The 21,960-nt window shown below is 71.3% G+C and carries 18 protein-coding genes; 10 read left to right on the top strand and 8 right to left on the bottom strand.

Features of this window, described 5'->3' with window-relative positions:
* Position 1 precedes the first annotated feature (1 nt).
* Positions 2-247, top strand: a complete 246-nt coding sequence (locus tag BS73_RS32410) for a formate dehydrogenase subunit delta (RefSeq protein ID WP_063837112.1) — start codon at positions 2-4, stop codon at positions 245-247.
* Positions 248-372: 125 nt separating this feature from the next.
* On the opposite strand, the gene BS73_RS32405 is transcribed toward BS73_RS32410, so the two are convergent.
* Entirely contained in the window at positions 373-1,662 is a 1,290-nt protein-coding gene (locus BS73_RS32405; RefSeq protein WP_037577934.1) for an OFA family MFS transporter, read from the bottom strand.
* A 262-nt stretch (positions 1,663-1,924) separates the two neighbouring features.
* Positions 1,925-2,908 (bottom strand): 2-dehydropantoate 2-reductase, encoded by a 984-nt coding sequence (locus tag BS73_RS32400; protein ID WP_037577933.1) that lies wholly within the window; start codon positions 2,906-2,908, stop codon positions 1,925-1,927.
* A gap of 110 nt (positions 2,909-3,018) precedes the next feature.
* Here BS73_RS32400 and sucC point away from each other — a divergent pair, with 110 nt between their 5' ends.
* From sucC to BS73_RS32375, 5 genes are read left to right on the top strand one after another with little or no spacing between them, the layout of a single operon-like run.
* Entirely contained in the window at positions 3,019-4,242 is a 1,224-nt protein-coding gene (gene sucC, locus BS73_RS32395) for an ADP-forming succinate--CoA ligase subunit beta (RefSeq protein ID WP_037577931.1), read from the top strand.
* A 5-nt stretch (positions 4,243-4,247) separates the two neighbouring features.
* A complete protein-coding gene (sucD, locus tag BS73_RS32390) occupies positions 4,248-5,144 on the top strand; it encodes a succinate--CoA ligase subunit alpha (protein WP_037577930.1) in 897 nt (298 codons plus the stop codon).
* Positions 5,141-6,385: a Re/Si-specific NAD(P)(+) transhydrogenase subunit alpha gene (locus tag BS73_RS32385; RefSeq protein WP_084704523.1), complete on the top strand. Its 1,245-nt coding sequence runs from the start codon at positions 5,141-5,143 to the stop codon at positions 6,383-6,385. The genes sucD and BS73_RS32385 overlap by 4 nt, the downstream gene beginning before the upstream one ends.
* Positions 6,385-6,714: an NAD(P) transhydrogenase subunit alpha gene (locus BS73_RS32380; RefSeq protein WP_037577928.1), complete on the top strand. Its 330-nt coding sequence runs from the start codon at positions 6,385-6,387 to the stop codon at positions 6,712-6,714. The genes BS73_RS32385 and BS73_RS32380 overlap by 1 nt, the downstream gene beginning before the upstream one ends.
* Positions 6,707-8,101, top strand: a complete 1,395-nt coding sequence (locus tag BS73_RS32375; protein ID WP_037577927.1) for an NAD(P)(+) transhydrogenase (Re/Si-specific) subunit beta — start codon at positions 6,707-6,709, stop codon at positions 8,099-8,101. The genes BS73_RS32380 and BS73_RS32375 overlap by 8 nt, the downstream gene beginning before the upstream one ends.
* A 24-nt stretch (positions 8,102-8,125) precedes the next feature.
* On the opposite strand, the gene BS73_RS32370 is transcribed toward BS73_RS32375, so the two are convergent.
* The 3 genes from BS73_RS32370 to frc all read right to left on the bottom strand — a co-directional run bounded on the left by BS73_RS32370 (position 8,126) and on the right by frc (position 10,909).
* Complete coding sequence (locus tag BS73_RS32370) at positions 8,126-8,590, bottom strand: hypothetical protein (protein ID WP_037577926.1); 465 nt, start codon at positions 8,588-8,590, stop codon at positions 8,126-8,128.
* Positions 8,591-8,686: 96 nt separating this feature from the next.
* Positions 8,687-9,571, bottom strand: coding sequence for an acyl-CoA dehydrogenase family protein (locus BS73_RS32365; RefSeq protein WP_063837111.1), 885 nt, complete (start codon positions 9,569-9,571; stop codon positions 8,687-8,689).
* Positions 9,572-9,670: 99 nt separating this feature from the next.
* Complete coding sequence (gene frc / locus BS73_RS32360) at positions 9,671-10,909, bottom strand: formyl-CoA transferase (protein ID WP_037577925.1); 1,239 nt, start codon at positions 10,907-10,909, stop codon at positions 9,671-9,673.
* Positions 10,910-11,031: 122 nt separating this feature from the next.
* On the opposite strand from frc, the gene BS73_RS32355 reads away from it, so the two are divergent.
* The 3 genes from BS73_RS32355 to BS73_RS32345 all read left to right on the top strand — a co-directional run bounded on the left by BS73_RS32355 (position 11,032) and on the right by BS73_RS32345 (position 16,000).
* Positions 11,032-12,369, top strand: a complete 1,338-nt coding sequence (locus tag BS73_RS32355) for a molybdopterin molybdotransferase MoeA (protein WP_322987303.1) — start codon at positions 11,032-11,034, stop codon at positions 12,367-12,369.
* 102 nt (positions 12,370-12,471) lie between these two features.
* Positions 12,472-14,619 carry a hypothetical protein gene (locus BS73_RS32350; protein ID WP_051941244.1) on the top strand — a complete coding sequence of 716 codons (2,148 nt, stop codon included), beginning with the start codon at positions 12,472-12,474 and terminating at the stop codon, positions 14,617-14,619.
* Entirely contained in the window at positions 14,609-16,000 is a 1,392-nt protein-coding gene (locus BS73_RS32345) for a hypothetical protein (RefSeq protein ID WP_037577924.1), read from the top strand. Before BS73_RS32350 ends, BS73_RS32345 begins: the two co-directional genes overlap by 11 nt.
* Before the next feature lie 8 nt (positions 16,001-16,008).
* On the opposite strand, the gene BS73_RS32340 is transcribed toward BS73_RS32345, so the two are convergent.
* The 3 genes from BS73_RS32340 to BS73_RS41065 all read right to left on the bottom strand — a co-directional run bounded on the left by BS73_RS32340 (position 16,009) and on the right by BS73_RS41065 (position 20,732).
* Positions 16,009-19,164 (bottom strand): DUF3427 domain-containing protein, encoded by a 3,156-nt coding sequence (locus tag BS73_RS32340; protein WP_037577920.1) that lies wholly within the window; start codon positions 19,162-19,164, stop codon positions 16,009-16,011.
* 64 nt (positions 19,165-19,228) lie between these two features.
* Positions 19,229-20,395, bottom strand: a complete 1,167-nt coding sequence (locus BS73_RS36805) for a caspase family protein (RefSeq protein ID WP_084704522.1) — start codon at positions 20,393-20,395, stop codon at positions 19,229-19,231.
* The gene (locus BS73_RS41065; RefSeq protein ID WP_407675107.1) at positions 20,385-20,732 is read right to left on the bottom strand and encodes an effector-associated constant component EACC1; all 348 of its coding nucleotides are present in this window, start codon (positions 20,730-20,732) and stop codon (positions 20,385-20,387) included. Before BS73_RS41065 ends, BS73_RS36805 begins: the two co-directional genes overlap by 11 nt.
* 201 nt (positions 20,733-20,933) lie before the next feature.
* Here BS73_RS41065 and BS73_RS32325 point away from each other — a divergent pair, with 201 nt between their 5' ends.
* Positions 20,934-21,923, top strand: coding sequence for an LLM class flavin-dependent oxidoreductase (locus BS73_RS32325; protein ID WP_037577916.1), 990 nt, complete (start codon positions 20,934-20,936; stop codon positions 21,921-21,923).
* Positions 21,924-21,960 lie beyond the last annotated feature (37 nt).

Genomic DNA, 21,960 nt, shown 5'->3' with positions numbered 1-21,960 from the left:
GATGGCCGGAGAGCAGCAGCACACCGCCGTCCTCCCCGAGGTGCGGATGGCCAACGGGATCGCCGCGCACTTCGGGCGGGCGGCCGGGGAGCGGGCCGCCGAGGCGGTCGCGGACCACATCCGCCGGTTCTGGGACCCGTCCATGCGGGCCCGCCTGCGCGGCCTGCTCGCCGACGGTGCCGGTGGTGCCGGCGGCGGGCACGGTCTGGACCCGCTGGCGCTGGCGGCCGCCCGGCTGCTGACCTGACCGCCAGGCGCCGGCCAACGGCGACGCCGGGCCCCGTCCCCCGGTTCTCGGGGGCGGGGCCCGGCGCCTCGGCGTGCGGTGGGTGGTGCGATCCGCGGGTTGAGGACCGAGGAGCTGACGTTCCGTCAGCCGGTGCGGGCGCCCGGCCTGCGCAGCACCAGCGCGCTCAGGCCCGCCAGGACGGCGGAGCCCGCCGCGATGTAGAAGTCCAGGTTCCAGGAGCCGCTGACCCCGAAGAGGAAGGCGGCCAGATACCCGGCGTAGACCCCGCCCGCCGCCTTGCCGGTGTACACGATGCCGTAGTTGACACCGGAGTTGGCCCGCCCCCAGTAGTCCCCGACCAGTGCCGGGTAGAGCGAGAACAGCGGTCCCCAGCAGCCCATCGAGACCAGCGTCTCGACGACGAAGAGCGGCCCGTTGTGGGTGGCCGTCATCGCCAGCAGCATCAGCCCCATCAGGGTGAAGCACAGGAACATGGACAGCTCGCGGCCGATCCGGTCGGAGAAGGCGCCGCCCAGCCAGCGCATCACCCCGTTGGGGATGCGGCTGTAGGTGGCCGCGGCGACGCCCACCGCCGCGCCGAGACCGGCGGTGGTGGTGGACATCTCGGCGATGTGGGCGGTGACCATCAGGCCGGCGCCGGTGATCAGCGTGAGGCCGCCCCAGGAGACGTAGCACTGCCAGGTGCGGAGCATCTGGCCGGGGGTGTAGTCCCGGTTGTCGGAGCGGGTGCGGCCGAGGCTGTCCTGCGCCGGGTCGTAGCCCGCCGGCAGCCAGCCCTTGGGCGGATAGCGGAGGAACTGGGCGGCGATCACGATGACCACCAGCATGGCGATCCCCATGACGGTGAAGGCCTGCCGGAAGCCGTTCTCGCCGTGGTCCACCATCGCCGCGAGGAAGGGGATGAACAGCGCGGAGCCGGCCCCGAAGCCCATGTCGATGAAGCCGACGGTGAATCCGCGCTTGCGCGCCTCGGGGAACCACTTCAGCGCGTTGTTGACGCAGTTGGCGTAGATGTAGCCGGGACCGAGCGCCCCGAAGCCGTAGGCCAGCCACAGCTCCCAGGTGCTGTTCGCCTGGGCGCTGAGCAGCCAGCCGGCGCCGGTCACCACCCCGGCGGCGGTGGTGAACCAGCGCGGCTGCCAGCGGTCGGACCAGCGGCCGCTGGGGATCATGAACAGCCCGGCGACCACCACATAGATGGTGAACGTCAGGGCCACCTGCGGCAGGGCGGCGTGCCATGCCTTGGCGATGGGCTTCTCGAAGACGGTGAACGTGTACTCGTAGGGGCTGATCATGAGCATCACGATCAGCGCGATGACCGCCTGCAGCCGGCGGTTGTGCAGGCCTGTGAGCTCGGAACTCCCGGCTCCGGAGCGGGCCCCCGTGACTCGGGTGGTGAGGCCGTCCGTCAATGTACTCGCCTTTCCCTAGCGCGGATCGGGCGCATACTGCGGCTCTTGGGTGGGTCGCGGCATTTACGGCATACCGCAGCAATCAGAATCCTGAAGACTGCATACAGTATGAGTACAAGCTTCTACGCCTGGCCCCGGCCGGTGTCCACCCCTTGAACCGACCCTTGTACCGACCTTTACGCCGCCCGCCCGCGGCGCACCCGACCGCGCCCTTGCGCTTCCCGACCGCAGCCCCGCCGGGCCCCCGCCGCACCGCCGCCGGCTACGCCAGGGCGGGGCTCTGGCTCCGCTGCGCCAGCAGGTCGGTGGCCGCGTGGAGGGCGCGCAGCACCGGCGCCGCCACCCCGGTCATGTCGGCGATCTCCACCACCGCGGTCACCAGTGCGTCCAGCTCCAGCCGCTTGCCCGCCTCCAGATCCTGAAGCATCGAGGTCTTGTGGTGGCCCACCCGCTCGGCACCGGCCAGCCGCTTCTCGATGGAGATGTCCGGAGTGCTGCCCACACTGGCGGCGATCTCCAGCGTCTCGGCCATCATCGTGGCCACCAGTCGGCGGGTGTGCGGATGGCCGCAGATCTCCGCCATGGTCGCGCCGGTGAGGGCACTGAGCGGATTGAGGGCGACATTGCCCATCAGCTTGATCCAGATGTCGTCCCGCAGCTGCTCCTCCACCGGGCACTTGAGGCCGCCGGCGACCATGGCGGCGCTCAGCGCGGCACAGCGCGCGGAGACACCGCCGGCCGGCTCGCCGATGGAGAACCGGGTGCCCTCCAGATGCCGGATCACCCCCGGCTCCTCGATCACCGTCGCGGGGTAGACCACACAGCCGATGGCCCGCTCCGGGGGCAGCACCCGGCTGGTGGCCCCGCCGGGGTCGACGGCCTCGATCCGCCGCCCCCGGTAGGGACCGCTGAGCTCGTGGAAGTACCACCACGGGATGCCGTTCTGCCCGGCCACCACCGCCGTCTCCGCACCGAGCAGTGGGGCGATCAGCGAACCGCTGGAGGGGTAGCTGTGGGCCTTCAGGCCGAGGAACACATAGTCGACCGGGCCGATCTCGGCCGGGTCGTCGGTGGCGTGGGGGTGGGCCGTGAAGTCCCCGCGGGGGCTGAGCACCCGCACACCGTTCCGCTGCATGGCGCGCAGGTGCTCGCCCCGGGCCACCAGGTGCACGTCGGCGCCGCCGCGGTCGAGGGCGGCTCCGACATAGGCACCGATCGCTCCGGCGCCGACGACTGCGATCCGCATGGCTTCTCCGTCCGCCGAGGGATGGGGATTGGTATTGCATACAGTATTCGGTCGCCCGTATTCTCGGTACCCTCGCCGCAGAATCCACCTCCAAGGACGGACGTCCCCGTATGGACTTGTACGAGCACCAGGCAAGAGACCTCTTCGCCGCACACGGAGTGCCAGTCCCCCCGGGCGAGCTGGCCACCGACCCCGCGCAGGCGCGGGCCGCCGCCGACCGCCTCGGATCGGCGGTCATGGTCAAGGCCCAGGTCAAGACCGGCGGCCGGGGCAAGGCCGGCGGTGTACGGCACGCCGCCGGCCCCGAGGCTGCGGAGGCCGCCGCCGCGGACATCCTCGGCATGGACATCAAGGGCCACACCGTCCACAGTGTCCTGGTCACCCCCGCCAGTGAGATCGCCGACGAGTACTACGCCGCCGTACTGCTGGACCGCGCCACTCGCGGCTTCCTCGCCCTCGCCTCGGCGCAGGGCGGGATGGAGATCGAGCAGATCGCCGCCGAGCGCCCGGAGGCACTGGCCAGGGTGCCGATCGACCCGGCCCGCGGGATCGACGGCCCGACCGCCCGGGAGATCGTCCGGCAGGCCGGCTTCCCCGCCGGGTCGGCGGAGGCCGTGGCGGAGGTCTTCCGCGCACTGTGGCAAGTGGCCGCCGCCGAGGACGCGCTGCTGGTGGAGGTCAACCCGCTGGTCCGGGACGGCGACGGGCGGATACTCGCGCTGGACGGCAAGGTCACCCTGGACGACAACGCGGAGTTCAGGCACCCCGGGCGCTCGCGCTTCGCCGCCGGTGCCGCCGACGGCTCGGCCGCCGGTGCCGCCGCCGCTGGAGGCGGCGATCCGCTGGAGGCCAGAGCCCGCGCCAAGGGCCTCAACTACGTCCGCCTGGACAGTGGCGGCGCGGGCGTGGGGATCATCGGCAACGGGGCCGGCCTGGTGATGTCCACCCTGGACGTGGTCGCCCAGGCCGGCGAGCGGCACGGCGGGGCCGCCCCCGCGGACTTCCTGGACATCGGCGGCGGCGCCTCCGCCGAGGTGATGGCCGACGGCCTGGAGGTGGTCCTCGCCGACCCGGCCGTCCGCAGCGTCCTGGTCAACGTCTTCGGCGGGATCACCGCCTGCGACGCGGTGGCCGAGGGGATCGTCAGGGCGTACGCGCTGCTCGCGGAGCGCGGCGAACCGGTGGACCGCCCGGTGGTGGTCCGCCTGGACGGCAACAACGCCGAGCTGGGGCGGCGGATCCTCACCGAGGCGGGCCTGCCCGGTGTGCAGCAGCTGGAGACCATGGACAGCGCGGCGGAGCGGGCCGGCGAGCTCGCGGCCGCGGGAGGGTGACGACGATGGCGATCTTCCTCGACGAGGGCAGCCGGGTGCTGGTCCAGGGCATGACCGGCGCCGAGGGAATGAGGCACACGGCGAAGATGCTGCGCTCCGGTACCACCGTGGTCGGCGGGGTGAACCCGCGCAAGGCCGGGCGGAGCGTGCGGATCGAGGGCCGGGCACTGCCGGTCTTCGGCAGTGTGGCGGAGGCGGTGGCGGCCACCGGGGCGGACGTGAGCGTGGTACTGGTCCCCGCCGCCGCCACCAGGGACGCGGTGATCGAGGCGGTGGACGCGCGGATCGGGATGTGCGTGGTGATCACCGAGGGCGTTCCGGTGCACGACACCGCCGCGTTCTGGGCGCACGCGCAGGCCACGCGGGGCGGGGACGGCCGGCCGGCGACCCGCATCATCGGCCCCAACTGCCCCGGCGTGATCAGCCCCGGCAGGTCCAACGCCGGCATCATCCCGGCCGACATCACCGGCCCGGGCCGGATCGGCCTGGTGTCCAAGTCCGGCACGCTGACCTACCAGTTGATGTACGAGCTGCGCGACATCGGCTTCTCGACCTGTGTGGGCATCGGCGGCGACCCGGTCGTCGGCACCACCCACATCGACGCGCTGGCCGCCTTCCAGGAGGACCCCGAGACCGACCTGATCGTGATGATCGGGGAGATCGGCGGGGACGCCGAGGAGCGGGCCGCCGCCTACATCCGGGAGCACGTCGACAAGCCGGTGATCGGCTACGTCGCCGGTTTCACCGCTCCCGAGGGCCGCACCATGGGCCACGCCGGGGCGATCGTCTCCGGCTCCTCGGGCACCGCGGAGGCCAAGCGGGCCGCGCTGGAGGCGGCCGGGGTGACGGTGGGCCGGACGCCCAGTGAGGCGGCACTGCTGGTCCGCAAGGCGGTGGCATGAGCGAGCCCGTCGACCCCGCCGCGCCCGGCCGGACGCCGGGCGACCGGCCGTCGAACGGCCAGGCGTCGGACGGCCAGCCGTCGATCGGCCGGACGCCAGGCGACCGGACGCCAGGCGACCGGACGTCGATCGGGGTCCCCCGGGAGTCCGTCGCCGGCGAGCGCCGGGTCGCCCTGGTCCCCGCCGTCGTCCAGCGGCTCACCGCCGACGGCCTTGAGGTGGTGATCGAGCCCGGCGCCGGGGCGGCGGCGCTGATCCCGGACGAGCGCTACCGGGAGGCCGGCGCGGTGCTCGGCGACCCGTGGCCGGCCGACGTCCTCGTCAAGGTCAACCCGCCCAGCGCGGAGGAGATGGACCGGCTCGCCCCCGGCGGCACCCTGATCGGCTTCCTCGCCCCGCGCACCGAGCCCGGGGTCGCGGCCCGGCTGGCCGAGCTCGGCGTGACCGGCTTCGCCATGGAGGCGGTACCGCGGATCTCCCGGGCGCAGGCCATGGACGCCCTCTCCTCGCAGGCCAATGTGGCCGGCTACCGGGCGGTGCTGGTCGCGGCCTCGGAGTCCACCCGGTTCTTCCCGATGCTCACCACGGCCGCCGGGACGGTGAAGCCGGCCACCGTGCTGGTGCTCGGCGTCGGTGTGGCCGGATTGCAGGCGCTGGCCACCGCCAAGCGCCTGGGGGCGCGCACCACGGGCTTCGACGTCCGGCCCGAGGTCGCCGAGCAGGTGCGGTCGCTGGGCGCGAGGTGGCTGGACCTCGGGGTGCGGGCGAGCGGCGAGGGCGGCTACGCCCGGGCCCTCACCGCAGAGGAGCAGGAGGAGCAGCAGCGCCGGCTGACCGATGCGATCGCCGACTTCGACGTGGTGATCACCACCGCCCTGGTGCCCGGCCGGCCTGCGCCCCGGCTGGTCACCGAGGAGGCGGTACGCCGGATGCGGGCCGGCGGTGTGGTGGTCGACCTGGCCGGGGAGGCCGGCGGCAACTGCGAGTCGAGCGTCCCCGGCGAGACGGTCCGGCGGCACGACGTGACCGTCGCCGCTCCGCTCAACCTCCCCGCCTCGCTGCCCGAGCACGCCAGCGAGCTCTACGCCCGCAACGTGCGGGCGCTGCTCGACCTGATCCTGGTGGACGGGAAGGCGGCCCCCGACTTCTCGGACGCCGTCCTGGCCGGCGCCTGCGTCACCCGGGACGTGGCCGGCTCCCCCGCCCAGGACCCCATTCCCGACCATGCTTCGGAGGCCTGATGTTCCTCCCTGATCTGGCGATCGCGGTGCTGGCCGGCTTCGTCGGCTTCGCGGTGATCTCCAAGGTGCCCAACACCCTCCACACCCCGCTGATGTCGGGCACCAACGCGATCCACGGGATCGTGCTGCTGGCCGGGGTGGTGCTGCTCGGCCTCGACGCCCACGGCGTCCTGGACAAGCTGCTGCTGGTGGTGGCGATCGCCTTCGGCACCATCAACGTGGTCGGCGGCTTCCTGGTCACCGACCGGATGCTCGGGATGTTCAAGCAGCGCCCGGCGGCCGAGCGGAACGGGGAGCGAAGCGGGGACGGCGGTGGAAGCCGTGGGTGATCTGACGGCGGTCCTCTACATTCTCGCCTTCGCCCTCTTCATCCATGGACTCACCGGGCTGACCGGCCCGCGTACGGCGGTTCGCGGCAACTGGGTGGCGGCGGCAGGGATGGTCCTCGCGATCGCCGCCACCCTCCTCACCCCTGGGATGGGGAACTGGTGGCTGATCCTCCTCGGCGTCGCCCTCGGCGCGGTGGTGGGCGTACCGGCCGCGCGGCGGGTCAGGATGACCGCCATGCCGCAGATGGTGGCGCTCTTCAACGGGGTCGGCGGCGGCTCGGTGGCACTGGTCTCCTGGGTGGAGTTCCGGGACACCGGCGGCTACGCCTCGGTGGCCGGCTATGTGGCGGTCGCCTCGCTCTTCGCCGCGATCGTCGGATCGGTGTCGTTCTGGGGCTCGCTGGTGGCCTTCGGCAAGCTCCACGAGCTGCTGCCGGGGCGGCCGCTCAGCCTCGGCCGGGGGCAGCAGCCACTGAACCTCGTGCTGCTGGCGCTGGCGGTGGCCGCGGCGGCGCTGATCGGCGCCGGGCAGCGGCACGAGGCGCTGGTCGTCGGGGTGCTGGTGGTGGCCGCCGTGCTGGGGGTGCTGGTGGTGCTGCCGATCGGCGGGGCGGACATGCCGGTCGTCATCTCCCTCCTCAACGCCTTCACCGGGCTGTCGGCGGCGGCGACCGGCCTGGCGCTGGACAACACGGCGCTGATCGTGGCCGGAATGATCGTCGGCGCCTCCGGCTCGATCCTCACCAACCTGATGGCCAAGGCCATGAACCGGTGCATCCCGGCGATCGTGGCCGGCGGGTTCGGCGGCGGCGGGGCGACCGTGGCCGGCCGCCCCGGCGGCCCCGGACCCGATCAGACGGTCCGGCGGACCAGCGCGGCGGACGCGGCGGTGCAGATGGCGTACGCCGGGCAGGTGGTCGTCGTCCCCGGCTACGGGATGGCCGTCGCCCAGGCGCAGCACGCGGTGCGGGAGATGTCCAAGCTGCTGGAGAGCCGCGGGGTGGAGGTCAAGCACGCCATCCACCCGGTGGCCGGCCGGATGCCCGGTCATATGAACGTGCTGCTCGCGGAGGCGGACGTGCCCTACGAGCAGCTCAAGGAGATGGACGAGATCAACGAGGAGTTCAGCCGGACCCAGGTGGCCCTGGTGATCGGCGCCAACGACGTCACCAACCCGGCGGCCCGGTCCGACCCGAGCTCGCCGATCTTCGGCATGCCGATCCTCGACGTCGACCACGCGGACTCGGTCATCGTCCTCAAGCGCTCGATGAGCCCGGGCTTCGCCGGTGTCGACAACGAGCTCTACTACCACCCCAAGACCGCCATGCTCTTCGGCGACGCCAAGTCCTCGGTCGCCGAGATCACCGAGGAGCTGAAGGCGCTCTGACCGCCGTGACCCGCGGGCGGGACCTCAGTACTCGCCCTTGACCACGAAGTAAGAGCCCCGGATCACCCCGGCCAGCTTCGACTTCTGACGGGCGAACTTGAAGCGCGCGGCCAGCTCCTCGGGGACCTCCATCCCCTCCGAGAGCTTGAACCCGACCGCGCGCTTCCCCCCGTCCTCGATGCTGTACATGACGTTGACCGAGAGTCCGGACTCGTAGAAGACGTAGGCCATCCGGATGCCCTCGACCTCGAAGGAGGTCACTTCGAGGGGGCGGGAGGCGATGGCGATGTCGCGCTCCTCCGCCAGGATCCGGTTCACCCAGGCGAGGGTCTCCGGTTCCTCGCCGGCCGGGCTGACCGTGAAGACGTGGTCGTACTTGTTCTTGTAGTACCGCGCCTCGTTGGCCCGCAGCCCGGCGAGGGCGTCCGCCACCGGCGAGGACTCCAGGCCGGCGGTGGACACGTTCACGAAATCGACGACCTGCGGCATGCGTCCTCCCGTTGACGAACCGTCACCGGAAGCGTAACCGGCCCGGCCCCCGCGGGTGCGGAGGCCGGGCACGGGTTCGAGACCGGTTCGGTCGGTTCAGGCTCGGGAGGGCACCGCCGCCGCCTCGGCCTCCGCCGCCGCCTCCGCCGCCGCTTCGTGGGCGGCGAGCCAGGGCGTGACCGTGTCCAGGACGGTCTCCAGCGCCAGGCCGTTGCCTCCGAGTTGGGCGGCGGCCGGGATGCGGGCCGGGTCGGCGCGGACGGTGGAGGTGGCGCTGCCGCGCGGGGCGTCGCCGTCCGGGCGGAAGGGGACGAAGAGGCCCGGGGCGAAGGCCGGCACCAGCCACAGCGTCAGCCCCTCGGCCCCGTCCAGCGCCCGCGAGGACCAGACGTAGCTGTCGGCCTCGCCGGCCGCGACCACCGGCCGCTTGCAGCCCCGCAGCGCCACCACGTTGCCGTACCGGGTGGCGGTGGGCGCCGGCTCGGCGCCGTCGGTCTGGTCGGAGAGGGCGAGGGTGGAGAGGTGCCGCCCGGCCGCCAGCTCACCGCGCAGCCAGCGGGTGCCGTGTGCCTCGATGACGGCGGCAGCCGCGTAGTGGGAGCGGAGCACCGCGGCGGTCGCCGGGCAGGCGCGGGCCACCTCGGCGACCACCTCGGCGGCCTCCGCCACCCCCTGTCCCCCGCCGCCGAGTTCGGCCGAGGCGGTGAGGCCGAGCAGCCCCGCCCGGCCCAGCGCGTCCACCGAGGACCGCGGGAAGGCGTCGTGCCTGGCGGCGCGCTCGGCGCAGGGCGCGACCACGGTGTCCAGCACCCGGGCGAGCGCGGACCGGAACGAGCGGTCGGAGCCGCGGCCGTCCGGAGCTGCGGGTGCGGCGAGGGGTGCGGCGACCGGTGGGGCGACGGGTGCGGCGACGGGCGCGGAGAGAGAGGCGGGTGGACGGGGGGAGGCGGGGGAACGGTCGGAATCGATGCGCTGCGACATCAGCGGCCCTTCGGGAACGGCCGCCCCCGGCAGCGGCGGCTCGGCCGGCGACCGGGGGCGGCGGGACGTGTGTGTGGAGGGATGCCGCGGAGGCGGCGGTCAGATGGCTCCGGCCGCTCGCAGCTCGGCCAACTGCTCCTCGCTGTAGCCGAGTTCGGCGTAGACCTCGTCGTTGTGCTCGCCGAGGAGCGGCGGCCGTTGGACCGGGACGGCGGTGTCGGACAGCCGCAGCGGGCTGGCCACCGTCTTGAAGCTCCCGCGTTCGGGGTGGTCGACCTCGACCACGGCCCCGAGTTCGGCGAGGGTCTCGTCCTCGATCAGCTCGCGGGTGGACATGATCGGGCCGCAGGGGATGTCGTGGGCGTTGAGCGCCTCCATCACCTCGCGCTTGGAGTGGTGCTCGGTCCACTCCTCGACCATCGCGAACATCTTGTCCAGCTTGGGCAGCCGCGCCTCCGGCGTGGACCAGGCCGGGTCCTCGACCAGCTCCGGACGGCCGATCAGGCGGGCCAGCGGGGCCCAGCCGGGCGGCTGGACGATCACGTAGATGTAGTCGTTGGGGCCACCGGGGGCGCAGCGCACCGCCCAGCCGGGCTGGCCGCCGCCGGAGGCGTTGCCGGAGCGCGGCACCTCGTCGCCGAAGTGGGCGTTCGGGTACTCGCCGAGGGGGCCGTGGGCGAGCCGCTGCTGGTCGCGGAGCTTGACCCGGCAGAGGTTCAGCACCGCCTCCTGCATGGCCACTTCGACCCGCTGCCCGCGTCCGGTGGAGCCCCGCTGGTAGAGCGCGGCGAGGATGCCGGCCACCAGGTGGACGCCGGTACCGGAGTCGCCGATCTGGGCGCCGGTCGCGGTCGGCGGGCCCTCCTCGAAGCCGGTGGTGGCCATCGAGCCGCCCATCGCCTGGGCGATCACCTCGTACGCCTTGAAGTGGGCGTACTTCCCCGGGCCGAAGCCCTTGATGGACGCGTACACCAGCCGCGGGTTGAGCTCCTGCAGCGTCTGCCAGCTGAAGCCGAAGCGGTCGACCACACCGGGCCCGAAGTTCTCCACCAGCACGTCGGCCCCGGAGACCAGCTGCCGGAAGAGCTCCTTGCCCTGCTCCGACTTCATGTTCAGGGTGATGCTGCGCTTGTTGCAGTTCAGCATCGTGAAGTACAGGCTGTCGGCGTCCGGGACGTCCCGCAGCTGGCTCCGGGTGATGTCGCCGCGGCCGGGGACCTCCACCTTCACCACGTCCGCGCCGAGCCAGGCGAGCATCTGCGTCGCGCTGGGCCCGGACTGGACATGTGTCATGTCGATGACGCGGACCCCGGACAGCGCGCTTCCGTGCGATGCCATGTGTTCTCCCTCTGCCCTGCAGCTGCAGCACCCTGCAGATTGCATACCGTATGGAGTAGACTTAATCCTGGCGCCGGAAGCGCTGGATGTCCAGAGGGCGGCCGAGACGACCGGAGGACCCCGTGCCCAACACCGCGCAAGCGTCGGCGACTTCGGCCAGAGCCCCGGGCCGGACCCCGCTCCGCCCGTCGGCGGCCCGGGAGGAGGTCCGGCGGCTCTCCTGGGGACTCGCCCACCACACCGCGCGGGAGGCGGCGGCCGCCGCCCCGCTGCCCGCCGTGCTCCGCCCGCTCGCGGACGCGGTCGGCCACGCCCTCGCCGAGCCCCTGACCGCGCTGACCGACCTGCCCGCCTTCGACACCGCGGCGATGGACGGCTGGGCCGTCGCCGGCGCCGGGCCTTGGCGGATCCGTCCGGGGCTGCTGCCGGCCGGCGAACTCGGCGCGCCCCTGCCGGGCGGAACCGCCCACCGGATCGCCACCGGCGCCCCCGTACCGGCCGGCACCACGGCCGTGCTCCGGGTCGAGCACGGCTTCGAGGCCGAGGCCGACGGACTGCTGCGCTCGCGCGAACCGCTGGCCCCCGGCAAGGACATCCGCCCGCGCGGCCAGGAGTGCCGCACCGGGGCCCCGTTGCTGCCGGCCGGAGCGCCCCTCGCCCCCGCCGCCCTCGGGCTGGCCGCCGCGGCCGGACACGACCGGCTGCGGGTCCACCGCCGGCCGGCGGTACGGCTGCTGGTCACCGGGGACGAACTGGTGGAGTCCGGCATCCCGCAGGCCGGCCGGGTGCGGGACGCCCTCAGCCCCGCCCTGCTGCCCGCCCTCCGCGCGCTCGGCGCCCGGGTGCTCGGGGGCGGGGCCCGCCTGCTGGAGGACAGCCCGGCACCGCTGCGGGCGGAGCTGCTCGCCGCCGAGCCCGACCTCTTCCTCACCACCGGCAGCACCTCGGCCGGCCAGGCGGACCTGCTGCACGGGGTCCTGGCCGAGCTCGGCGCCCGGCTGCTGGTGGACGGCGTCGCCGTCCGGCCGGGGCACCCGATGCTGCTGGCGGAGCTGCCGCCGCGGGCGGGCACCCGCACCTCCGCCCGGCCGCGGCTGCTGGTCGGCCTCCCTGGCAACCCTCTCGCCGCCCTCGCCGGCCTCCTCACCCTGGCCGCACCGGTGATTCGCCGCCTTGCCGGGCACGCCGATCCGGCGCCGCCCGCGCTGCTGCCCGCCGCGACCGCGTTCCCCGGGCACCCGTACGACACCCGGCTGAGCCCGGCGCGGATGCTGGACGGCCGGCTCGAGCCCCTTCCCCACGACGGCCCGGCGATGCTGCGCGGTGCGGCGCTGGCCGACGGCCTGGCCGTGGTGCCGCCCGGGGGCGCGGCGGCGGGGCGGCGCTCGCGGTGCTGCCGCTGCCGCGCTGAGGGCGGCGCGGCCGCTGCTGGGCCGAGGGTGCTGCCGCTGCTGGGCTGAGGGTGCTGCCGCTGGGCCGGAGGCCTCCGGATCGGTAGGGTGACAGCTCGCGAAGGCGTGGTGTCCGAGTTCGGGGGTCGGTACGGGGTGGCTGCGACGGCTGTGCGCACGAGGGGCGGAGGCGGAGGCGGGGGCGGGGGCGCGGGCACGCGCCTCGCCGCGGCCCTGGCGCTGCTGTTGACGCTGGTGCTGCTGGTACTGCTGGTGCTCGGAATCACGGTCGCCGCGGCCCCCGGGGCCCGGGCGGCCGGGCCCTCGGCGGCGGCGGGCCCGCAGTCCCAGCGACTGGCCGCCCTCCTCCGGCGGAACCCGATCTACCTCTCCGACCAGCTGCCGCGCACCGTACCCCGGTCCCTCGCCCCGAGCTTCGCCGCGGCGGCGAAGCGCACCGGCGTTCCGACGTATGTACTGGTCCTGCCGGACGGGCAGCCCACCGGGCTGCTCAGCGCCGTCCACGACCGGCTCGGCCGGCCGGGGCTCTACGTCCTCGTCGGGCCGCAGTCCCTCGACGACGCCCAGACCTTCGGGGTCTCCGCGCCCGCGGACGACGCCCAGACAGTGGTGACCTACGCGGTCACCTACGACGCCGGGCCGCTGCGCAAGTTCCAGGTCTTCGCCGACACCGTCGCCCTGGGCCCGGCCAAGGCCGCCGCCCTGGCCCAGCGGGAGCAGCGGCACCCCAGCGCGCGGGTCGGCCAGTACACCTATCCCGACCGGGCGGACCGCGGCAACCAGCAGTTCACCACCGGTCTGCTGGTGGTCGGGACGCCGGTCGCGGTGCTCCTGTTCAGCGGGCTGGTACGGCGCTCGCGCCGACCCGGCCCGGCCCGCTCCGGCCCAGCGCGCTCCGGCCGCCGGGGCTTCGCGATCACCTGCGCGGTGGCGACCGTGCTGGCCGGAGCGGTGGCCTTCGGCGCCGGGCAGGTCTTCGACCAGACCCGGGACAGCGCCGCCCCCACCCCGACCCGAGCCGACCTCGACGCCCGTCTCGACCGCGTCGCCGCCGGCCTGAGCCGGTCGCCGGTCTACGCCGACCCCGAGTCGCCGGATACGCTCACCGCGGCCCAGACCGCCGAACTCGAGCGCCGGTCACGCGCGTTCAAGCCGGGCCCGATCCTGTTCGCGCTGATCCCCTCGCTCTTGGACGACGAGTCGGAAGGCGACGAGGAAGCCACCCTCAGCGCCCTCCACCACAGGCTCGGCCGCCCCGCCGTCTACGTCCTGGCCGACCCGCTGACCGGTGAGATCACCGCGGACGCGTACGGGCTGCGGATCAGCGGCCTGCAGATCCTCTTCGATCTGCCGGACTCCATCACCGCCCCGCCCGCCGAGGCCGCCTCGGCGGGCGACTCCCGACTCGGGCCCCGGCTGGACCAGTTGACGGTCTTCCTGTCCCGGCTGCCGCTCACGGACGGCGTCGAGCGCGGGCTGGACACCCCGCCGCCGCCCCTGGACGACCACGTGCTGCCCTCCCTCTGGAGCGGCCAGTTCCCGGGCGGCGCGGTGGTGGGCGTGCTCGCGGCGCTGGCGCTGCGGCTGCTGGCGGCCGGCGGCCTACGGCTGGCGCGGAGACCGGCCGGCCGGCCGGCGCCGGGCGAGGGCGGGGCCGCGGGGGACGGCGCCGCCGCCGGTGCCGTGCCCGCCCACAAGGCTCCCGCCGCGCCCTCCGTGCGCTGGCTCCGCACCACCGCCCAACACGAACTCGACGCCCTGGGTGAGGACTTGGCCGCCGCCGACGCCCCCGGACCGGCCGGTTCGCCCGCCGCGTCCCCGTCCCCGTCCCCTCCTCCGTCCCCGTCCCCGTCCGCGTCCGCCTCCGCGACATCTCCCTCTCCCTCCCACCGGAACCGGGCCTGGGACTGCCTGGACGCCGCCCTCCTCCTCGTCGACCGCGACCCCGACGGCCAGGTGGACCCCGACGCCGCCCCCGCCGACCTGCTGGCCGCCATCGTCCTGGCCCGGGCCGGCACCTCCGCGCTGCGCGGCGACGCGTACGACCGCTGCTGCACCGTCAACCCGCTGCACGGCCCCACCGCCCAGGGCGTCCGGCGCGCGCGGAGCTGCGCCGCCTGCCGCGCGAACGCCGGCAGCGAAGCGACCGGCCGGGGCCGACTCACGCTGCCGCCCCCGCCCGGCGCCCCGCTCTCCCAGCGCGTCCCCTACCTGGAGCCCCCCGGCATCCTGCGGGCCGTCCGGGACGGAATCCCCCAACTGATCTCCAAGGCAAGGGAATCGGCCAGTGTCCAATGACCGTGTCCGCCGCCTCGTCCGGCTGCTCTCGGGGCTCGCGCTCACACTGGGGCTCGGGTCGGGGCTCGCGCTGGGCGGCGCTGCCGGCGCCGATGCCGCTGCCGCGTCCCCCTCCCCCTCGCACGCCCCGGCCGCCGGCCCCGCCTCCGCTTCCGTCCCCGCCTCCGCTCCAGGCTCCGTCAGCCCCGGCCAGCGGATCGCGGACGCCCTCCGCGGCGACCCCGTCTACGTGGACCCGTCCTTCGCCAGCGCCGTGCCGCCCGCGCGGCAGCGGCAGTTGGCCCAGCAGATCCGGGCCACCCATCTCCCTATCTACGCCGTCCTCCTCCCCCTGGTGAAGGGCGACTCCTTCAACGGCTCCCCCGACAACCTCGCCGAGGTGGTCCACGACCGGATGAGCCGCACGCCGATGGTGGTGATCACCCTCGGCGATCTGGGCAACGACGAACTCAACGGCCATTCCTGGCCGTACGGGCAGTATCAGGCGGCGGACGCGGTCAGCGCGGTCGGCTTCCTCCCCGCCTACCAGAACGCCGGGCTGGCCGACCGGGTGGCCAAGGCCGTCCAGCTGATCAAGCAGGGCGACGGCACCAAGGTGTACCAGCAGGCCACCGCCTCGCTGGACTCCGGCAGCTCCGACTCGGCCTCCTCCCACTCCGCCGGCGGCCGCAAGGGCTCCACCTCCTCCCTGGTCGCCGGCGGCATCGTGGTCGCCGTACTGCTGGTCCTCGCCCTGCTTCTGACGCTGCGCCGGATCCAGACCAGGGCCCGCCGCGGGGTGGCCACCGGCCGCTCCCGCCGGGACGCCAAGCCGTTCACCTTCCCCCGGGCGGTCTTCGCCGCCGCCAGGGACGCCGACGCGACGGAACTCCGCCGCCACGCCGAGGCGGAGGTGCTCGCCCTCGGCGAGGCCATCCAGCAGGCCGCGCCCGCGCGGACGCCCCACCTCCAACTCGCCCTGGACTCCTACGCCGCCGCCGAGAAGGTGCTCGACACTGCCCACGGCCTCCCCGACCTCGCCGGCGTCCTCTCCCTCGTCACCACCGGCCACGACGCCCTCGACCCGGGCATCGAACCCGACGAGGCCCTCCCCCTCTGCTTCTTCAACCCCCTCCACGGCCGCGCCGCCGAACTCATCAACTGGCGCCCCCTGGGCCGACGCGACCACCTCGACGTGGCCACCTGCCCCCCGTGCGCCGACGCCCTCCGCAGCCACCGCGCCCCGGAGGTCCTCACCGACGAGGCCGCCGACGGCACCCCCACCCCGTACTTCGAACTCCCCCCCGCCCGAAGCCCCTGGTCCGCCACCGGCTACGGCTCCCTCATCCCCGCCACCAGCCCAGACGGCCTACCGGCCCGCATCAACCGGGGGAACCGCTAGGCCGACGATCAACCGACCCCCGCAACCGCCGAGAGGAGCTCGATGTCCGGCGGTAGTTCCCGGTGCAGTTGCCAGACGATAGCCATCGGTTTACTGCCCTCATGTGACTTGTAATCCACCGGCCCGAGAAGCGTCCAAGGCTGGGGACCGCCGGAGTCGGTTTTCTTGAACCGCCGCACAAAGAGCAGGACATGGGTCCCCTGCTCTTTATGGTGCTGATAGCGCAAACCAACACCAGAGCTTGGAGATGTGCTGTTCTGGGACTCCCAGTGGAACAGTTTCGGACTGAGCGCGTAATCGCGGTAGCGTGTGGTCGGACTGAAATCCTTCTCGTCCTTGGTAAGCGTGACTAGTAGCGCATCGGTGTCGGTGGCCGAGCACCACTTCGCCCCCTCCCGAAAGGTCCCCGGCAGAAAACCGCCGAGCTGAGAGGCTCCCAGAGCGGGCAAGATCTCCTCACGTGAGTAGTCTGCGTGCACCGCGAGTGGGACCGTGGCGTGCGCTCCAAGGAGCGGGTAAGTGGGACGCCGTGTATGGTCAAGGTTCCACGCCAGCAGTTGCCGTGCTTCGCTACGGAAGGCCCGCTGCTCGCGGAGACTTTCGAATCCCGCTTGGTAGTCGGCGAAGCCACCTCCGGTCGGCCAGAGCGTGAAGAAGAGCATGCGGGCGAATCCCTGCTCTTTCTCCGTCAACTCGCCGTACGGGCGCGCATCGTCCTCCAGCAGCTCGGTATAGGCCGAGACCCTCAAAGGGTCCGCAGCATGGAGAAACGCGGGCATCCGCTTGAGCAGCGCCGCTTCGCCCTCCGGCGCTTGCCCCTCAAGTAGCCCTGACCGCCTCAGCAGTACCGTCCAACTGCTGCTCCCCCGGTAGAGATCGGCCGGCTCCCGACGGCTTTCGAGTAGGTAGTCGGCCATCTCGGGTCGTGCATACTCGCGCACTTCGGCGGTCAAGCCCTTGATGCCCAGTTTCAGTTGCGCCTGAATGTTCTCGAGAACTGCTTCCTTCGACTTCCGATCCAAAATGATCTGGCAGCCCGAAGGCAACTGTGGGAAATCCAGCTTAACGTGCTCTTCCAGTCGACGTCGCGTCAGGTTGGTCAGCGCCCGAAATTGCTCCTCGATGCGAAACTCCGCCCTATGATGGCCGACGAAATCAAGGACGGTCAACACAGGCTTGTTTTCGGTCCTACGAAGTCCACGCCCCAACTGCTGCAAGAAGACCGTTGCGCTCTGCGTGGGCCGGAGCAGCAGCAGGGTATCGACGTCCGGAATATCCAGGCCCTCATTGAATAGATCCACGGAGAACAGAACTTGCAGAGCCCCGTTTCGTAGCTGCTCCAAAGCCTGCTTCCGTTCCCTGCTTGGGGTGGTGCCGTCCAATGCGACCGCGTTAATATTCGCTCGCTGAAAGTACGCGGCCATGAAGCGCGCGTGGCCGACCGAGGTACAAAAACCCAGGGCGCGCATCTGCTGCGGCTGACTGACCTTGTCGTGCAATGCCTTCACAATTAGCCTGGCGCGAGCCTCGTTCCCGGTGAATAGCCGGTCGAGATCGGCAGCATCGTACGCTCCTTGACGCCAGGCCACTGCGGACAGATCGGTGTTGTCTGCGATCCCGAAGTAGTGGAAGGGGCTAAGCAGGTCGTTCTCCAACGCCTCCCAGAGACGCATCTCGGCGGCAATTCGGCCGTCGAAGTACTCCAGATGAACGTGCCGACCGTCAGCGCGCTCGGGAGTCGCAGTCAGACCCAAGAGCTCCATCGGCTGAAAGTGGTCGATAATCCGACGGTAGGTGGGAGCAACGCTGTGATGGAACTCATCAATGACGATGACGTCGAAGTGGTCAGAGGCGAGGGCCTCCAGCCGGGCAGGATTGAGCGACCTCGTACTGGCGAAGACGTGCCGCCAATTGCTCGGTTCCTCACCATCCACCAGCAGCTCACCGAAGTTGGCGTCGATTAGCACGTCCTGGTAGGTACGCAGTGACTGCCGCAGAATTTCCTGACGGTGTGCCACAAAGAGCAGCGAGAGCTGATCCGGCCTTCGGCCGAGCTTGCGGAGCAGCCCACGGTAGTCGAGTGCTGCCATCACCGTTTTGCCCGTGCCGGTCGCCGCGACCAGCAGATTTCGGTGCCGCGAGTGGATGTCCCGCTCTGCGGCCAATTGGCTGAGCATGTCCTCTTGATGCTTGTAGGGACGCACTTCCAGACCCGAGAGACTGATGCTTCTCGACCCCGACTCGGCACCGGCCTGCGTTCGCCCCGACGCGGACGCTAGTGCGTCGTCCAGTCTCTCCGCGTCATGATCCGGATGATAGGTCTCGAAAGACGACTCACTCCAATACGAGTCAAAGGTGGCTTCGAATTTCTTGAGGACGTCAGGAGTACTCACCGAGGACAGCCGGACGTTCCACTCCATGCCGTCGAGCAGGGCGGCTCGGGATAGGTTGGAACTGCCAACGTAGGCGGTGTCAAAACCGCTGCCGCGGCGAAAGAGCCAAGCCTTGGCGTGCAGCCGGGTAGAGCGAAGCTCATAGTTGATCTTCACCTCTGCGCCAAACTCACGGACCAACCGGTCCAGGGCACGGCGCTCAGTGGCACCCATATAGGTGGTGGTCACCACACGAATGGGTACTCCGCGAGCCGCCACTGCGCGCAGAGACTCCTCCAACACGCGCAGGCCGTACCACTTGACGAAGGCGCAGATCAGATCAACCCGGTCTGCCGTGGCAAGCTCGGCTCGCAACTCTGTCCCCAGGCTCGGGTCCTCCGGGGCGTTGGTGAGGAGCGCCGATTCAGAAAGCGGCGTCGCCGGGCGGATCGCATAAACACCAGGCGCTTCCTTCTCAGCAAGAGCAAGCAACTGCCGCGGACCCTCGACGATCTGCTCAGCTCTCTCATCTTCTGCCGCTTCCTGGAGCAGCCGCAGCAAACGGTTGGCCACTTCGACCCGCCGTTCCGCAGGCAGCGCTCCCAGCGCCCGCGCCGTACGCCGTCCGACATGTCGAGCCAATACATGCGGAACCGACTCTTGGCCGACCGCCCCTTCCACGATCTGCCAGCCGGTCTCCCGCAGCGGACCGACCTGTGCTTCAAGCACATCGGTCACCAGTTGCTCATACACGCCGGCCACTGGCTCGCGCCCGTCGAGAGCGTCGGTCACAGCAACTCCTGATTTCCTCTTGGTCTTTTCCCGTACCTCTGATGCTTACCACATCCGGTCGGCCTCAGAAAGTGATGTACTCTCGCAGTTTTCCCTGGACGGCCGGGTACGCGTCGCCGAGCGCGAAGGGTAGCCCCGGCAGAGCCCGCACCACGCCGTCTGAGTCCAGCGGCGGACTCACCATCAGCACGAGTTTGCTATTCCTGCCCGCGGCGGTGGTTTTCTCGTCCACCCCCTGCACTTCGCGGATGCGTCCGACCCTGCCGTCGGTGACTACAACCAAAGCTTTGAGATTTGGCGTCCGCCAACGGGCAATGGACCACCACTGGCGGTCATCCTCAAGCAGGGCTTCCTCGTCGTCGTCCGTTTCGTCGTAACGTCGGCCGTCGGCATCGACTAGATAGGAACTGCTAGTTCGCCAGATAACCAAGGCAAATCGCTCGCCGACTGGAAGTTGCGCGGCCGTTGCAGTCACCCTCAGCGACGCTATAGCTACAGCACGGTTCCGAGCGAGCGGAAAGAGTCCAGCGGACTCAGTCGTGCGCTGGTTCGGGGCTGGCAGATCATGCTCGCGAAGCCGATTCTGCAGGATCGGATAGACCTCCTGCAACGTGAGCACATCCGGACCATGCGAGCGCCCCTCTTCGAGGATGCTCAACAGATGATGAGTGAACGACGTGCACGCCGTGGCCTGCTGCTCCAGCGGAACTACATGTGCGGCTTGGTCAGCCGCGGTGATAACGGTGCTTCCTGATAGCGCAAGGCTATCGATCACATTTCCACTAAGCGCCTCTATTGCCTGGCCGGAGTAGCAGCAATCAAGAATCACGGCCTTAAGGCGTGCGGCGCTATGCTTGAGGATTCTCTTTACTGCGGCGTAATGCAAGCCCGTCGGTTCCACGTGATCCCAGCGTGTGTCACTGAGTGCCAAACATAACTCGTTCATGGTACTAAGTGCCCCGTGGCCCACAAAGTAGAAAAATAGGGCTTCCTCAGCGGTCACAGCGAGATCGGCCAGATCTGCCGCGAAGGAGCCAGTAGCACGCGGGTCCACATGGACCGAAACTCGCGGCTCCGGCCAGCCACCCAAGGAAGGGTCAGTCAGCACTGCATGCATGCGAGCAACGCTATTTTCGGCGGCTGGAATCTCGCGGAATCTCTTATCGTCGTAGTGAGCGACGCCGATGAGGATGGCTCGAGACCGATCGAAGTCGATTACTTCACCCGCCATCTGCGTCACTCCGGAGCAAGTTGAGGTATTTCTCCAACGTCTGCGGATCGGTGCCTGCGGGAAATTCCGCCGTCGTATCTCCGTTCGCGATGCGAATGGTCTCGTTCCGGCTTCCCAGCCAGGCGCTCAACGCGTTGGACAGGACGGAGATTGTACCGCCGGACCCCACAGCCACCATGAGGAGCTCTACGGCCCCACCACTCAGCTCCTGCTCACCAACCGCTCCACGTACTTGTCGAACCCTGCCAACTAGACCGCGCTGACCACTCAGCCATCGGCCAAGATCAACCAAGCTGCTCGAACCGTCCGCATCAACGAGTCGGATCTCCGCCTCCACGTACCCCCCAGACGCTGATCTCCCGGCTCCCGCCGGAGGCTGATCGATTGGAACGAGGATGAATGCTGCCAGCAACTACCTTGCGGTGGTGGCGACTTGACCAAACTGGTGAAACCCGGGGGAAGTACGACGCTTGCTGTCTCGATCGGGGAGTGATACACCCAGTTTCTGACGTACCGTCAGATGATGGGAAGGCCCGGTATGGCGAGCACCGTAGTGCGGTTCAACCAAGTGGCGCCCGGGCTGGGGCGGGGGGATGTCTCGGGGCGGTATCGGGCGACGGTGGAGATGGCGGCGTTCGCCGAAGAGGCCGGGGTGGACCTGGTGACGCTGGAGGAGCATCACTGCGCGGAGGACGGGTGGAGTCCGGCTCCGCTGGCCACCGCGGGGGCGGTGCTCGGGCGGACCGAGCGGATCGCGGTGATGGTGTCGGCGCTGATCACGCCGTTGTACGACCCGCTGCGGCTGGCCGAGGAGATCGCCGTCCTCGATCACATCGGGCGCGGGCGGCTGACGGTGGTGGCCGGGATCGGGTACCGGCCGGCCGAGTACGAGGCGTTCGGGGTGGAGTGGAGGCGGCGGGGCAGGATCCAGGACGAGGTGCTGGAGACGCTGCTCGCCGCCTGGACCGGGTCACCGTTCGAGTACCGGGGGCGGACGGTGCGGATCACTCCGCCGCCGTACACCGAGCCGCATCCGCCGCTGCTGGTCGGCGGGACGTCGATGGCCGCGGTGAAGCGGGCCGTACGGCTGCGGCTGCCGTTCTTCTCGGCCGACAATCTGCCCGAACTGGCCGACGCGTACCAGAAGTTGAGCGCCGAGGCGGGCTGGGACGGCGGCTTCGCGCTGCTGCCGCCCGAGCGGTCCAAGTTCGTTTACTGCACGGAGGATCCGGAGCAGGCGTGGGCGCGGTACGGGGAGTACTTCCTCCACGAGGCCCGGACCTACGCCTCCTGGCAGCGGGCCGAGATCAGCTCGGCGGTGGCCTCGCATGCGACCGGCACGGTGGAGGAGCTGCGGGCGGAGGGGGTGTACTGCTGCCTCACGCCGGACGAGTGCGTGGCGGACGCGGAGGCCCAGGGGCCGCTGGGCTCGGTGATCCTCCATCCGCTGGTGGGCGGGATGCCGGTGGAGGACGGGTGGCGCAGCCTGCGGCTGTTCGCGGAGCGGGTGCTGCCCCGGCTGAAATAGCGGGCCCGCGGCCGCACCCCGCTGTTATCGTCCGGGG

The organism is Phaeacidiphilus oryzae TH49 (assembly GCF_000744815.1).
GTDB lineage: Bacteria > Actinomycetota > Actinomycetes > Streptomycetales > Streptomycetaceae > Phaeacidiphilus > Phaeacidiphilus oryzae.
This window is presented reverse-complemented; position numbering and strand designations above follow the sequence as displayed.